Genomic DNA, 15,053 nt, shown 5'->3' on the forward strand with positions numbered 1-15,053 from the left:
TTGCGCCGGGGACTTTCTCTTTAAACTATTAACTGATCTTATTATTACGCTGTATTACTGGGCAGCCTGTTTTGCCTGCTCCTTCATTTTTTCGTTTGCCACAATGGTGATCTCAACCCTGCGGTTTTGTGCGCGGCCATCGGCAGTGGTATTATCGGCAATTGGTTCACTTTCGCCCTTGCCGGTCACTGTCATACGTGATGAGGCTACGTTACCCGCAACTAAATATGATTTTACAGCATCCGCCCTTTTTACTGAAAGTGTTTGATTATAACTGTCAGATCCGGTATTATCGGTATGGCCGATGATGGTAATGTTAGTTTCAGGGTTTTTCTGTAATGAGGCAGCCAGGTTTTGCAGGTTAGTTTCCGCAGCAGGTTTCAAATCTGATTTATTGGTGTCAAATAAAATACCTGAATCAAATTTAACCAAAATGCCTTCACCTTCGCGGGTTACTGTGGCGCCCGGCACTGTTTGTTTAATTTCGGCAGCTTGTCTGTCCATATTACGGCCGATAAAAGCACCTGCGGTACCACCTACAGCACCACCTATAATAGCACCTAATGCGGTATTACCGGCAGCTTTACCAATAAAAGCACCTACTGTACCACCGGCACCCGCGCCAATAGCAGCACCTTTTTGTGTTTTTGTAAGTGAATTACATCCTGAGCCTAATATGCCTGCTGTAGCTAATGCTATACCAAGGGTGGCTACTTTTAATTTAAGCGTTCTCATCGTACTTGTATAATTATGTTATACCGTACTTTTTACAAAGCAGATGCCAAAAAAACCTGATGGCAGTATTATAGACTGCTTCCTTTAAAAGAACACCCTCCATCAATCATAGCAACATTTTTTTAATGATAAGTAAAGTTAATTTCAGTGGAGTAAAGAATGCAGGATTATTGATTTTTACAACACTGCCCGATTTTTAGTACAAAGCAGTAGTAAAATTTTTGCTACAGTACAATTTGGCATGCTTTTTTGAAGTTTAGGAAATTACTATCAACGTGGCCGGGAAAATAAGTTTGAAGGTGCTCCCTTTATCTTTTTCAGAAATTACATTGATTTCAATATCATGAAAGGCCGCTATTGATTTTACAATAGGCAGGCCCAATCCAAAGCTGTCTTGTTGTAATGACTGTCTGAATTTTTTAAAGCGGTTAAAGATCAGTGGGATGGCGGCTTCATCTATACCGACGCCAGTATCAGCTATACTGATCATAAATTTATCATTTACAGCAATACCTGTTACCTTAATGCTGCCGCCCTCATGATTGTATTTAATGGCATTGTTAATAAGATTAAAAAACAGGTTAAAGAGTAAAAATTTATTGACGTTGACAAAATGCCAGTTGTCTGGCATCAACATCTCGTAGCTGATATTTTTATCCTGTAGACGAATGGAGATCTCGTCATAAACCTCCTGTAATAGTTCGGATACCGATATCTTGTCTTCTTTTAAAAACTGTTCGTTCTCTATCTGCGAAATGAGCAGCAGCGTTTTCGTAATGCTCTTCAACCGGTTCAGGATCTTTTGCATTTCCAATAACCTGCCTTTAAGCTCATCGTTGATATCCTCCTCCTCAAACATATTCTCGATTTTTGACTGAAGAATAGAGATAGGTGTCATAAGCTCATGCGATGCGTTGGAAATAAACTCCCGCTCTTTATGAAATTTATCCGCAATGGTTTCAATCATGTTATGGATACTGATATCCAGGTGCTGAAAATCTGATGTGGTAGTACGTACCTGCCGGTAGGTATGAAAATTAGGGAATTTTTGCCCTACAAGCTTGGTTTTAATAATAAGCCGTAAAGGCTTAAGTACATAGGTTGAATATACCTGGTCGGCTAATACGGTCAACAAGATCATTCCCAGCAATACCTGGAAAGCTATGTTTTGTAGCGGGACGCTGGTTTCATCCAAAGTATCTACACTTTTGCCAATTTCCAACAGATAATTTTTGTTCTTGACCTTAAAGGTGTGGCTTAGTATGCGATACTCTAAAGTATCCCCTTCACTAAAAAGGCGCTTGCCTCTTTTTATAGTATCCAGGAAATAATCGGGATCAACTTCGTCCAGGCTGATATATTCTTCCTTAAGCGGGAGGTAGCTGCCGTAGCCTTCGCCGTTTTCGATGTAGGTTTCAATGCCCTTGCTTTTTACAATTTGCAGCAGCTTGTTTTTTTGTTTGATAAGCTTGCTGTCGACATAATTACGGCTGATATTTTTGATCAATACAGGAACAAGCAATACAAACAGTATCACGATTACCAGCTTGGAGATGGCGTTAAAAAGGGTAAGTTTTGTTCCTAATTTCAAATACTCAGACGTTGATCTTTATTTTATAACCCAAACCACGTACCGTTTCCAGCCAGTCGGGCGGGGCATAGGCATTTAATTTTTTACGGATATTTTTAATATGCGCGTCAATATAATTGCTGTCATAGTCATTATTCACCACGCTGCCCCAAATATGCTCGCTCAGCTGCATGCGGGTAAGCGTACGGTTTTTATGTAAAATTAAATAGGCTATGAGGTCAAATTCTTTTTTGGTAATGGTATTAACAACGCTGTTATAATAGGATATAGTACGTGCGGTAAGGTCGATCAGGAAACCACCCAGTTCAACAATGTTATTTTTAACACCAAACTTACGCCTGATGATTGCCTGCATACGGCTTTGCAGCTCAAGCAACGAAAAAGGCTTAGGCAGATAATCGTCGGCGCCAAGGTCGAGGCCTTTGATCCGGTCGTTGATCTCTGCGCGGGCGGTGAGTATAATACATGCCGCCTCCGAATTAGTTTTTTTTGATTCCCTGAGCAGATCAAGGCCGTCATAATCGGGCAGGCCCAGGTCTATCAATATAAAATCATACAGGTTTGTGGCAATTTTTTCGGATGCCGAAGTGCCGTCAAAACAAACCTCGCAGATATAGTTATAGTTTGAAAGAAAAATTTCAAGTTCGTGGGCAAGTGCTGTTTCGTCTTCTATTATTAAAACATTCATGTATTATGATTAATAAAAAACGTAGTAAAAAGTTAAATTATAAAATGACTCGCGCCGGTTAAGCAATACTCCTTCTACGTTAACCGGGATAGAATATTTGTACGAAAATTCAAACGTATAATGCGGCCGGTTATAAGCCACCGGGATTTTGAAGCTGTAATTAAGCATGTTGAACCGGCGGTTACGGCTCGCATAACGCGGGTCATATTGTATAGAAATATTGGCGGCCTCATCCCTGAAATGATGATCAAGCGAATACCGCTGAACAAAATTCTGCGTGCCCAGGATGAAATTAAAGGAAGGGTTAAAGGAAAGAAAATCCTGGTCGTCAAAAATGCTCCAGCTGCTTTCCCAGTATTTTGAATTGCTTATCGTTAAAAAAATGTCGTTCGATTTGCCGAAAAGATAATCGAGCACTGCACTTGTTTTCAGGTAATGCCAATCGTATGAATTTTTAAAATTGATATCATTTGAGGAGGCCGACTTGATAACCTGCGCTGCATCCCTGGCAAAAAAGAACCGCGTATAACTTGCTGAGCCGGAAAATGCTTTTGAAAACTTGTAAAAATATCCCCCGCCCAAATCAACCTCATCAACAGGGGCATAACCCAAAACCTTGAAAGCCGACCCATATAAAAAGATACCCGACTTGGTATTATAAATCAGATCGGCAGTAACAAAAGGATATTTTACCGGTCCGGTACGACCAAAAAACAGCACGTCGCTGCCATAACTTACCCCGGCCGAAATTGACCGCTTACGAATAATGGTATCAGAATCGGCTACTAAGGGGTGCTTACCGGCAAAAATGCGCAAATCAGTATCCGCACCAAATACGGTACCGCTTGCAGCCATAAAAAAAAGTAAGCAAAGGTATTTCATCAATATGGTAAATTGTTTAACCGGTTTAACTGCCATTTCTCCTCGGTATTTCGGGCGGGCGCTCCATGCCTTCGGGGCGGCGCTGCCTTTTTGGTTTGGGCTTAGGCGGTACGGCATCTTCGTCAACGGTAGCCGGCTTAGCCTGCCGCTTTGCTTTGGCTATTTCTTTAATTTTTTTCTTTTCATCCTCCAGTTGCTTTTTGGTTTTGGTAGTAGTATCAGCCGCTAATAAAGTATACGACAACGCACCCGGTTTTTTGTTACCGGCATGAGCAAGTGCATCAATGTTTTTTGTAAGGGCATTGGCAAATGATATACGTGTTGCAAATATCAATAACAGGACAATATACGCAAACCACTTTATCATTGAGGGGAAGAAAAGGTAAAAATAAGGCTCAAATAAAGGACAATTTAAATGTTTACACCAAAATGAGAAAGGTACAACAAATAACAATTCATTTGCAGGAGCACTTGTAAAAATGCCGATGCAAATGAATTATACCAGATCACAATTATGACGAAAGGTTTATGAGTGTACTTTAATGTTTGAAAGTCAGAGAGCAATATCTTTTGACGGATAAACCCGGTTTTGATCATCAATAATAACGCAGGCCACCTGGTTAAGCTGATTGATCATGTATAAGCCGGCGTTAACACCTATGGTGAGTATTGGTGTGGCCAAAGCGTCGGCAAATTCGGCGGTAGGGCTAAGGATGCTTACGCTTGTAATACCGCTAACCGGAAAACCTTTTTTAGGGTTAAATACGTTGGTGAATTTTTTATTGCTGATACTTGCATATTTTTCGGCATTAACCGATGTTGCAAAAGCAAGATTACTGATCTCCAAATCAGCAAAGGGTTGGTTTAGCTGGCTAATGTCGGCATCGGCAACAGTCCAGGGCTGCAGGTTTGGTTGTAAGCCCCATGCAAGCAGGTCACCGCCAAAATTGATCACGCCGCTGCTCACACCGTTCATTTGCAATACATATTTAGCCCGATCGGCAGCGTAACCTTTGCCGTTTGCGCCAAAACCTATGCGCATCCCTTTTTCTTTCAGAAAAACAGTTTGTTTTACAGCATCAAGCACTATGTTTTTGTAGCTGGCCAGTGGAAGCGTACGTTTGGCGGTTTTTACCGAAGCGTTTTCGGCTGTGGTTTCGTTAAATGCGTTATCAGCCAGGTAGGTAATATCAAAAGCGCCGTAAGTAAGTTCTGATATTTGCAGTGCCCTGTTAATGAGCCTGAATGTTTCACCATCGGCTTTAACCGGGGCAATACCGGCATTACGGTTTATGTGGTTGATGCTGCTGTCATCGCTAAAAGCCGAAAGCAGTTTTTCAACCCTGTTAATTTCATCAATGGCAATGTCAATTTGCTCATCGGCCAGCAGGGGGTTATTGCCCACTACACTAATCTCAAATTTATCGCCCATTAAACGTATGTTGCGTTTGTAGACTGTTAAATTATCGGTTAAAGTTTTTATAGCCAGCATAATAATAATCTTTTAAGTATCTAAAAATGAACACACAATGCACCGTAAATTACCTTACGCGAGTTTGATCAATTACGCTACATCACTCCTTTACAAAAACTAAAGTAGCGGCGCTTTATGAAATTGAGATGAAAAAGGCTTTTTAATTAATATAATTAACTGATTTTGACATTTTTTAACACTTAAATGATAAAAAGAGTTAAAGCGGGCAGAAGCGCTAACTTAAGAGGGCAGTGTTGAAGCAACATCGAAATAAAATATCTTTTTTCCTCTGCTTTTATAAATTTTCAGCAGGATATGGTGTTGAATATCCTGAAAGTAATATAGTCCATATAAAACCTGATTATGTCCATTTATCAGCTTGTTTTATTATCGAAAATTACGGACCAATTATCAATCAAAGAAAAGTTTATGAGAAAGAATCAAATCTTTTCAGCAATAGCTGTGACACTGGCTTGCGCTGTTTTGTCCTGTCGTAAAAATGCTGTGCCTCCTGCACAGCAACGCGTGAATCAGCCAGTTATAAATTCCGTTCAAAGCGGGGGAAGCATAACTGTAGGAATAGGAAGCCCCCTCCAGAAGATTGACCTTATAGGGGCGGGCTGCTATTTTTATAGTGGGCACCTGGTAAACGGGATAACTAATTTTACTGATGCAAGCAACTGGCTTTGGCATGACCTTAATGTAAATGTTTTTAAAATTGTACTTAGAGCTGATGGAGTGGAGGATGTGAATGATAATACAGACCCGAATAACACCGATTTTTCTAAATTTAATTTTATCGGCAATTCTAACCTGGTTGACCAGATAACAGCGTTAAAAAAAGCGCAACTTATAAATCCGGCTATTAAAGTTTGGGCTATTGCATTATCTCCGCCTAAATATTTGAAAACTAACAATAGCGTTAATAATGGAGGAACGCTTAATGCAGGTGTAACAAATGCTTATAGCGAATTCGGCGAATTTTTGTATGCTCATATTAAAAATCTAAAAGACAATGGAATAACAGTTAATTATTTGAGCTTAATGAATGAGCCCGATTACCCGTCTTCGGGTATAGCATATGAATCGGCGGAGTTTACCACAGCGCAAGCCCAAAGTGTATATACAAGCACTGCCGGATGGCTTAAAACTAAATTACAGTCATTGAGTATCTCTGTACCTGTTTTTGCATCCCCGGATTGTATTGATGTAACCCATACCGGATCATATGTTTCGGGGCTTAATGCCTCGGGGAACGTAAGTCTTTTCACCACTCATCAATATTTAAATAGTTCGGCTGCTAACTTTTCATCAGCCTCTTCATCAGCGGGTGCAAAGGGCCTGTATATGACGGAGTGGCACGCTGGCTTTGGTATGGGAACTACACCGGATGAATTAACGGCTGCCCTTGACCTTGTTAATAAATTTCATGATGCCTTTAGGGGCGGAGCCAAAGGCTGGCTGTATTTTGAATGGGGTAATCCTGAAACTAATTTTGGCGGGCTGCTGTATACTCCCTGGGGAGCGTCGGCGGTACGAAAGAAAAATTACTACGTTTTTCAACAATATACGGCTAACCTGCTTAACGAAAACTATATTCCGACAACCTTAACCGGCATAACGAACTTTGGAGCGGATAACGTAAGCGCTTTTACAACCTCAAACAAGGCCGATATTAATGTAGTTAACTGGAATACTGATCCCCAAAACAGGGTTAGGCTGTACTTTGGCGGCAATATAAGTACAATAAGGATTTACAGGACCAGCGCAACGGAAAATAACGCGTTGATTTGGAGCCAGGATAATGTGAATCAAAATTATTATGATGTTGATTATGCCGGAAAATCTTTCACTACAGTAAGGGTGACATGGTAATCGGCGCATGAATTTTCCCTTTTAACGCTCAATAGTCCGTTTTTGGGTAATCAATTTGAGGTTTTCATAAAACAAACGCCTATAGCCCGGTAAAAACCAGGCTGTAGGCGTTTCAATAATTTGAGTAAAAATTTATTCCAGCGTTATTTGCCTCCTGATACTTTCTTCAAGTGAAATAAAGGTTTCGGTACGTTGAATGCCTCTTACACCCTGGATCTGCTCGTTCAAAACTTCACGCAGGTGAGTGGTATCATGACATACAATTTTAGCAAAAATGCTCCATTCGCCGGTAGTGTAATGCAACTCGACAATTTCTTTAATTGTTTTTAATTGCTTTACAGCTTCATTATACTGTGATCCTTTTTCGAGGTAAATACCCAGGAATGCAGTGATGTCATATCCTAACTTTTGCGGATCTACCTCAAGGCTGGCCCCTTTTATTACACCCATCTCCTCTAACTTTTTCATCCGCACGTGTATGGTTCCGCCAGAAACAATCAACTCTTTAGCTATCTCGGTGTATGGAGTGGTAGCATTTTTCATTAATATTGATAAAATCTGGATGTCAAGATTATCAATTTCTAAATTTTGAGCTTTTCTGTGGGACATAAATTTGAATATCTATATTGAAATACAAGTTTAATTAAAATTCGATTAAAAATAAAATATTTTTGTTGAAATATTTGCAAGAAATAGATAGTCCTATTAAATTTGTATCAAGCAAAAGGGAAATGCTTAATGTTCTTTAAAGTAAAAACAATGTTGGGTGGTGAAATTTTTGGCAGACACACCTCCTTGTCCCGGTGGCGGAGATCATGGAAAACCCGAAGCGGGCTAACCACTCTGTGAAGGTTCGAATCCTTCCCCAACAGCAAGTTTAAGTACAAAGTCAGAAGTCTTAAGTCAAAATACTTAGAACTTCAGACTAATTACTTAAGACTTACAACACTGTAGGATGGTGAAATTTTTGGCAGACACACCTCCTTGTCGCGGTGGCGGAGAAATTGGGAAACTTTTAGCAATAAAAATAACCACTCCGTGAAGGTTCGACTCCTTCTCCTACAGCTCTTCTCATAATTTAGGTTTATAATTGGTTAGTAAAGGCCCCTGCCCATCAGGGGCTTTGCTGTTTTTACAGTTTTTTTATTTTGCACTCTCCAAAATATTGTAATCAGCCTAAGCCAATTCGCATAACATCATCCGGATAGCTTCACGGGCACCTGCCGAAAAAAGCAGGAAAGGAAATAACCTTTCTATATATGACCGGACGCAGCAAAAACCGTCAAAATCACAGTAAAAAATAATGTGTCATTTTTACACATTGCATATTGTTTCGTAAAGATTTAGTTATAAATTTGGTAGGCACCAATTTATTGCAATCGATTGTGGTATATTGCTGCCTTGAGTCCTGAAACCGATCCGAACACCAATTAACCCAATCTGCAATTAAGTCGATATGAAAAAAATCGTCCTGATGGTTCTTGTGGCATTCAGCTGCATTTACTTATCCTGTAACAAAACACGCCCCAATAAACCGCGCGTGCTTATCTTTTCAAAAACAATGGGCTTTCACCATGCATCCATCGATGCAGGTATAGCCGCTATCAAAAAGCTTGGCGCCGAAAATGGCTTTGAGGTAGACACTACAAAAAACTCGGCAATGTTTAACGAGGATACCCTCAAAAAGTATTCAACTGTTATTTTCTTAAGCACTACTGCCGATGTACTTGATTACAGGCAGGAAGCAGCCTTTGAACGTTATATTCAGGCGGGAGGCGGTTATGTAGGCATTCATGCTGCCGCCGATACAGAATATGACTGGGGGTGGTATGGTCGCCTGGTTGGCGCCTGGTTTTATGACCACCCGGGTATCCATGATAAAAACCCGAATGTACAGCCCGGCACTTATAATATAGTTGATGCCAACAACGATGCAACTAAAGATCTGCCTAAAGTATGGAAACGCACCGATGAGTTTTATAGTTTCCGCAAGCCATTGGCCACAGATGTACATGTACTCATTACCCTTGATGAAAACAGTTACAAAGGAGGGAAGCGTATGGGTGACCACCCTGCCACCTGGTATCATGATTTTGACGGCGGCCGTGCATTTTATACAGCCATGGGCCATACCGACGAAAGTTATAAAGAAACAGGCTTCCTGAAAATGCTGCTTGCCGGTATTAAATATGCCATAGGCGAAAATAAGGAATTGGATTACAGCAAGGCTAAAACCCAACTGCCACCCGATGAGGATCGCTTTAAAAAGACACAATTATCAACCGGCGAATTTTTTGAGCCAACCGAGATGACCATATTGCCGAACCTGGATATTATGGTGATCCAGCGCCGCGGCGAGATCATGCTGTACAAGCACGATACCCAGAAGGTGAAACAGGTTGGTTTTTTTGATGTGTATTGGAAAGCCCATGTGCCCAATGTAAATGCCGAAGAAGGGATGCTTGGACTGGCTAAAGACCCTGAGTTTGAAAAAAACAACTGGATTTATATTTATTATAGTCCTGCCGATAGTTCGGTAAACCGCCTTTCGAGGTTTACGTTTAAAAACGATACCCTGGATAAAAAAACGGAGAAGGTTATTTTGGAGGTGAAAGCCCAGCGTGATATCTGCTGCCACACAGGTGGCTCGATAGCATTCGGTCCGGGGCCTGATAAAACCCTGTTCTTCTCGGCCGGAGATAACTCAACTCCGTTTGACGAAAAAGGACAAAAGTACGTAAGCAGCGGTTATGCACCGCTTGATGACAGGCCGGGTCACCTGCAGTTTGATGCCCGCCGCTCGGCTGGTAATACCAATGACCTTCGCGGTAAAATTATGCGTATCAACCTTAAAGATGACGGCACATATGAAATCCCCGAAGGCAACCTGTTCCCGAAAGGTACGCCAAAAACCCGCCCGGAGATTTATGTAATGGGCGACAGGAACCCATACCGGATTTCGGTAGATCAGAAAAACGGCTACCTGTACTGGGGCGAAGTGGGTCCAGATGCGCACAATGACAGCCTTGACAACCGTGGCCCTATGGGATACGACGAGGTTAACCAGGCTAAAAAAGCGGGTAACTTTGGCTGGCCATATTTTGTAGGCGATAACAAACCGTACCACCTTTATGATTATGCCACAGGCAAATCGGGCCCGGCGTTTGATCCTAAGCACCCGGTTAATAACTCGCGTAATAACACAGGTTTAACCGATCTGCCGCCGGCGCAACCTGCATTTATCTGGTATCCTTATGGCCCATCGGCAGATTTTCCGCAGGTTGGTACCGGCGGTCGTAACGCTATGGCTGGTCCGGTTTATTATACAGATATGTTCCCGGAAGAAACCCGCTTGCCTGATTATTACAACGGCAAGTTTTTAGCATACGATTGGATGCGCGGTTGGATAAAGGCCATCACGCTAACTCCTGAAGGTGATTTTGATAAGATGGAACCTTTCTTCCCTAAATTGAAGGTAAACTCCATGATTGATATGGAAGTTGGCCCAGATGGCAGGCTTTATGGTTTGGAGTACGGCAGCGGTTGGTTTTCACATAACCCGGATGCTGGCCTGTTCCGTATTGACTATATTTCAGGCAACCGTCCTCCCGAAATTTCATCTTTCAAAGCTGATAAAACATCTGGCGTACTGCCTTTTACTGTTAAGTTGACTGCCAAAGCCGCTGATCCGGAAAAAGATAATATTTCTTACACCTGGAACCTGGGTAATGGTGTAACTAAAGAAACAACCACCCCATCGCTTAGCTATACTTACACAACAGTTGGCGATTACAAAATTACTGTTGAAGCAAAAGACGATAAAGGTGCAGCAAGCAAAAGCGCGCCGGTTAGTGTTTACGCAGGTAACGAGCAACCAACTGTTAGCATCAATATCAGTGGTGGTAATAAATCGTTCTACCTGCCTGGCGTGCCGTTCAAATATGCGGTTAACGTAACCGATGGACCTGCCACCAAAGCGATAGATCCAAAACGTATTTATGTTGGGCTTGATTATATTGAGGGTTTCGACAAGGCGCAATCAGCGGCTCAGCACGAGCAAGGCGAACCCGAAAACCGCGGTAAAACACTCATGTTAACTATGGATTGCAAAAGCTGCCATAAGGAAGACGGTAAATCAATAGGCCCGTCATTTGTTCAGGTTGCGGCCAGATACAAAAAAGATCCTAATGCCATGGCCAAACTCACCCAAAAGGTAATTAAAGGTGGTGCCGGTGTTTGGGGTGAAACAGCTATGTCGGCCCATCCAAACATTAAGCAGGGCGACCTTGATCAGATCATTAACTGGGTACTTTCGCTCGATAACAGCAATCAAAAACCTTCTTTAGCTGCATCTGGCACTATTATGCCTGCTCCGCCTGAAAAACAGCAGTCGGCAGCCTTAGTGTTATCGGCCAAATACACTGATGACGGCGGTAACGATATTAAGAAATTAACAGGTAGCAGCATTGTATCGTTAAACAGCAGTACTTACCAGTTTAAAGGCACCGAAAAATTCAACGGGTTTACCGCCTTTAAATACAATGGCATTAACCTGATGATCTATCCGGCTACCGACGGTTGGTTTGCATTGGAGAATATCGATTTAACAGGCGTACGCTCCATTAACCTAACCAATTTCTGGCAAGCACCACCTACTGCTCCGCTTAATTTTGAATTAAGGATCGATTCGGAAACAGGAACCCTTGCAGGTAAAGGAAGTATGCCTGTGCCTGCTAAGGATGCTAAAGGCGGCGCTGTTCACCTGGTACTTACGCCGGTAATTGACGGTAAAATGCATAAGCTGTTCTTCATATACAAACCGGCAAGTAAAGCCGCTATGACAGCAGGGGTAACATCAGTTGTGTTTAGTGCGAATTAGGGGCAAGAGCCCTAAACCACCCGTCATAGCAATTACGCGGGGGGGATAAAAACAAACGGCCCGGCAGGTTAACCTGCCGGGCCGTTTTACATTCCCAAAGTTCGTGTCCCCCACGAACTCTCTATAATCTTTAAAAAATCTTAAAGCCCACACTCAGTGCCCAAAGGTTTTGGCGTTTAGCAAAACTGTCGCTCACTTTGGTTAAGCCGCCTTCGTAACGCAAATCGGCAGTGATTGAACCTATATCAACACCGGCCCCAGCCTGGAAACCAATATTGCTTTTGTTAAAATCATTGAATGCATTACCTACGTTATTACTTACGCTGGTGCTTTGATCAAGCGTGTAAGTATAAATAGGCCCTGCCATAATGCGGAAGTTCAGATCTTTTTGGCCGAATGACTTACCTACCAATAATGGCACATTCAGGTTGGTGAACCTTACCTTGCCACTAAATGCGGTATTATTATCATTTGATTCAAATTTACCACCGGTGCCGCTCAGGTAAAGCTCTGGCTGTAAGTAAACGCCGTTGCCTACGCGGGCAAATAAACCAGCCTGGTAGCCAGTCAGGTTTTTGTCGTTAAAATTATCGGAGCCAATTTTTGAAAAATTGACACCCCCTTTTACGCCTAAAGAAAATTGTGCTTTTGCACTGATGCTTACAGCTATCAGCAATACTGCACTTAATAGATACTTTTTCATGATTTTAGATGTTAAATGTAAAGCCATAAACGCACGTTATCCTTTAAATTGTATACGGCCCTACGCTATTAATTTACTTTGGTTATAACCCGGCCCATATTTGAGCCGTATTACGTATTATCAATACACGAGCCAAATAATTAGCAGTAGCAACTTGGTATTTTTTATATTTTTGCTGAAAATAAATTGAACATGGCTGAAATCAGTATTACCAACAAGGATTGGGAACGCGTAAAAATTAAGATTCAACGTAAATACAACCACCTTACAGACGAGCAGTTAAAATACAGCGAAGGACAGGAAGAAAGCTTGATTACCAAACTGATGGACCTGGTAAACCGCGATCGTAAATATGTGGTTTTTACCCTAAAAAAGGCCCTGGTGAATATTGATACCAACCGACTGTAAAATAGACACTGCGGTTATACAAACTGGATAGCTTTTTTGTATTTTTATTTTTTTCGAGGATAAATGATGAAACAGGGTTTAGTGTTCAAAAAAGAATACAAAAGAGCAGGCTTATTTGCAGGTATTGCCTTGCTGGCCGCGGGTATAGTGGGTTTTAATGACGACCTGTTCCAGATCTCTAAGAACCTTGATGTTTTTGCCTCTGTTTATAAAGAGGTTAATATCAATTATGTTGATGATATTAATTCGGCTAAGCTGGTAAAAACCGGTGTTGATGCCATGCTCGATGGCCTTGACCCTTATACCGAGTTTGTGCCCGAATCGGAAATTGAAGATTATAAGCTGCATTACGTAAGTACCCAGTATGGCGGCATTGGCGCCAGTATTTTTCTGCGTAACGGTAAAGTATTTGTATCGGAAGTGTTTGCGGGCTTCCCGGCCCAAAAAGGAGATGTACACCCCGGCGATCAGCTCCTGAAGATAAACGATGTTGACCTTAACGGCAAAAATAATGACCAGGTGAGCCAACTGCTGAAAGGCTCAAAGGGTGCGGCCATAAAACTGTTCATCAAACGGGATAATACACCTCAGCCATTTGAAAAGAACCTGGTTCGTGACGAGATCAAACAGCCCAATGTATCGTACTTTGGCATGGTTGATGGCAACATGGGGTACATTAAACTGGATAAGTTTCTTGAAAATTCGGCTGCCGAAGTTACCAATGCCCTCGTGGAGCTAAAAAAGAAAAACCCCAACGGTATCATTCTTGATCTTCGCTCAAACGGCGGCGGTATATTACAGGAAGCTGTAAAAATAGTGAACCTTTTTGTGCAGAAAGATGTGGAAATTGTATCTCAAAAAGGGAAGATAAAGGAAAAGAACTTTACTTACAGCACCATCAGCGCACCGCTCGAACCCGATTTGCCGTTAGTTGTATTGGTTAACAGCCATTCGGCATCGGCGAGTGAAATTGTTGCCGGCGCCCTGCAGGACCTCGACCGCGCGGTGATCATCGGGCAGCGCAGTTATGGCAAAGGCCTGGTACAGCAAACTTTCAATTTACCATACAATAGCCTGGTAAAAATTACCATTGCCAAATACTACGTGCCTTCGGGCCGTTGTATTCAGGAGCTGGATTATACCCACCGTAAGGATGATGGCAGTGTGGTAAAAGTGGCCGATTCGCTGATCCATGAATTTAAAACAAAGAACGGCCGTTCTGTTTATGACGGCAGCGGCATTTACCCAGACCTGTTTATTAAACAGGAAAAATTTGCCAATGTTACCCAGGCATTGGTGGGCAAACTGCTGATATTTGATTATGCCACAGTTTACCACGATAAGCACGCTAAAATTGCCGATGCCCGTTCGTTTACGCTATCTGACGGTGAATACAATGACTTTATAAAATACCTGGCCGATAAAAACTATGGCTACACCACCGCATCCGAAAAATTATTAACCACTTTAAAAGTTGAAGCCACTAAGGATAAACAGTTCAACGATATCCAGGCCGAGTATGAAGGGTTGAAAACGAAACTTATCGCCAGCAAAAAGAACGACCTCATTCAACACAAAGACGAAATCAAGCAAGTACTTGAAAACGAAATAGTGTCACGCTATTACTACGAAAAAGGCCGTTACGAAACCAACTTTAAATACGATAAAGAACTTGCGCAGAGCGTAAAAACGATGCAGGACAAGGCCCAGCTGGTATCAATACTAAAAGGCGAAGGCTCCTATAAAGTTATCGGAAAGCCTGTATTGGCCATGGCCGCTAAAAAAGCAGCCGATAAAGATAGCGACGACGAATAAGCT

General features: G+C 42.0%; 12 protein-coding genes and 1 tRNA gene. 5 read left to right on the top strand and 8 right to left on the bottom strand.

Annotated elements, in window-relative coordinates; translation table 11 throughout:
* Window positions 1-54: 54 nt before the first annotated feature.
* The 6 genes from J3L18_RS27675 to J3L18_RS27700 form a co-directional block, all read right to left on the bottom strand.
* Entirely contained in the window at window positions 55-735 is a 681-nt protein-coding gene (locus J3L18_RS27675; RefSeq protein WP_112656120.1) for a YiaD family glycine zipper/OmpA-like lipoprotein, read from the bottom strand.
* Window positions 736-991: 256 nt separating this feature from the next.
* Window positions 992-2,326 carry a sensor histidine kinase gene (locus tag J3L18_RS27680; RefSeq protein ID WP_129567917.1) on the bottom strand — a complete coding sequence of 445 codons (1,335 nt, stop codon included), beginning with the start codon at window positions 2,324-2,326 and terminating at the stop codon, window positions 992-994.
* 4 nt (window positions 2,327-2,330) lie between these two features.
* Window positions 2,331-3,014 carry a response regulator transcription factor gene (locus J3L18_RS27685; protein WP_112656124.1) on the bottom strand — a complete coding sequence of 228 codons (684 nt, stop codon included), beginning with the start codon at window positions 3,012-3,014 and terminating at the stop codon, window positions 2,331-2,333.
* A gap of 9 nt (window positions 3,015-3,023) precedes the next feature.
* A complete protein-coding gene (locus J3L18_RS27690; RefSeq protein WP_129567918.1) occupies window positions 3,024-3,932 on the bottom strand; it encodes a hypothetical protein in 909 nt (302 codons plus the stop codon).
* Window positions 3,922-4,263: a hypothetical protein gene (locus J3L18_RS27695; RefSeq protein WP_091167264.1), complete on the bottom strand. Its 342-nt coding sequence runs from the start codon at window positions 4,261-4,263 to the stop codon at window positions 3,922-3,924. The genes J3L18_RS27690 and J3L18_RS27695 overlap by 11 nt, the downstream gene beginning before the upstream one ends.
* A 186-nt stretch (window positions 4,264-4,449) precedes the next feature.
* Complete coding sequence (locus J3L18_RS27700; RefSeq protein ID WP_091167267.1) at window positions 4,450-5,388, bottom strand: FAD:protein FMN transferase; 939 nt, start codon at window positions 5,386-5,388, stop codon at window positions 4,450-4,452.
* Between the two features lie 411 nt (window positions 5,389-5,799).
* Here J3L18_RS27700 and J3L18_RS27705 point away from each other — a divergent pair, with 411 nt between their 5' ends.
* The gene (locus tag J3L18_RS27705; RefSeq protein WP_189549046.1) at window positions 5,800-7,245 is read left to right on the top strand and encodes a glycoside hydrolase; all 1,446 of its coding nucleotides are present in this window, start codon (window positions 5,800-5,802) and stop codon (window positions 7,243-7,245) included.
* A 132-nt stretch (window positions 7,246-7,377) separates the two neighbouring features.
* On the opposite strand, the gene J3L18_RS27710 is transcribed toward J3L18_RS27705, so the two are convergent.
* Window positions 7,378-7,854 (bottom strand): Lrp/AsnC ligand binding domain-containing protein, encoded by a 477-nt coding sequence (locus J3L18_RS27710; protein WP_090532141.1) that lies wholly within the window; start codon window positions 7,852-7,854, stop codon window positions 7,378-7,380.
* A gap of 151 nt (window positions 7,855-8,005) precedes the next feature.
* Here J3L18_RS27710 and J3L18_RS27715 point away from each other — a divergent pair.
* Together J3L18_RS27715 and J3L18_RS27720 are read left to right on the top strand one after the other, a co-directional pair.
* Window positions 8,006-8,117 (top strand) — tRNA-Asp (locus J3L18_RS27715).
* 584 nt (window positions 8,118-8,701) lie between these two features.
* On the top strand, window positions 8,702-12,124 hold the full coding sequence (locus J3L18_RS27720; RefSeq protein WP_129567920.1) for a ThuA domain-containing protein: 3,423 nt from the start codon (window positions 8,702-8,704) through the stop codon (window positions 12,122-12,124).
* Window positions 12,125-12,254: 130 nt separating this feature from the next.
* Here the strand turns inward: J3L18_RS27720 and J3L18_RS27725 are convergent, their stop codons facing one another.
* On the bottom strand, window positions 12,255-12,827 hold the full coding sequence (locus J3L18_RS27725; RefSeq protein ID WP_091167635.1) for a porin family protein: 573 nt from the start codon (window positions 12,825-12,827) through the stop codon (window positions 12,255-12,257).
* A gap of 192 nt (window positions 12,828-13,019) precedes the next feature.
* On the opposite strand from J3L18_RS27725, the gene J3L18_RS27730 reads away from it, so the two are divergent.
* Both J3L18_RS27730 and J3L18_RS27735 read left to right on the top strand, forming a co-directional pair.
* Window positions 13,020-13,235, top strand: a complete 216-nt coding sequence (locus J3L18_RS27730) for a hypothetical protein (protein ID WP_090532134.1) — start codon at window positions 13,020-13,022, stop codon at window positions 13,233-13,235.
* A gap of 63 nt (window positions 13,236-13,298) precedes the next feature.
* On the top strand, window positions 13,299-15,050 hold the full coding sequence (locus J3L18_RS27735) for a S41 family peptidase (RefSeq protein ID WP_311084693.1): 1,752 nt from the start codon (window positions 13,299-13,301) through the stop codon (window positions 15,048-15,050).
* Window positions 15,051-15,053 lie beyond the last annotated feature (3 nt).

The sequence above is a fragment of the Mucilaginibacter gossypii genome, from assembly GCF_017569325.2.
In the GTDB taxonomy this organism is placed as follows: Bacteria; Bacteroidota; Bacteroidia; order Sphingobacteriales; family Sphingobacteriaceae; genus Mucilaginibacter; species Mucilaginibacter gossypii.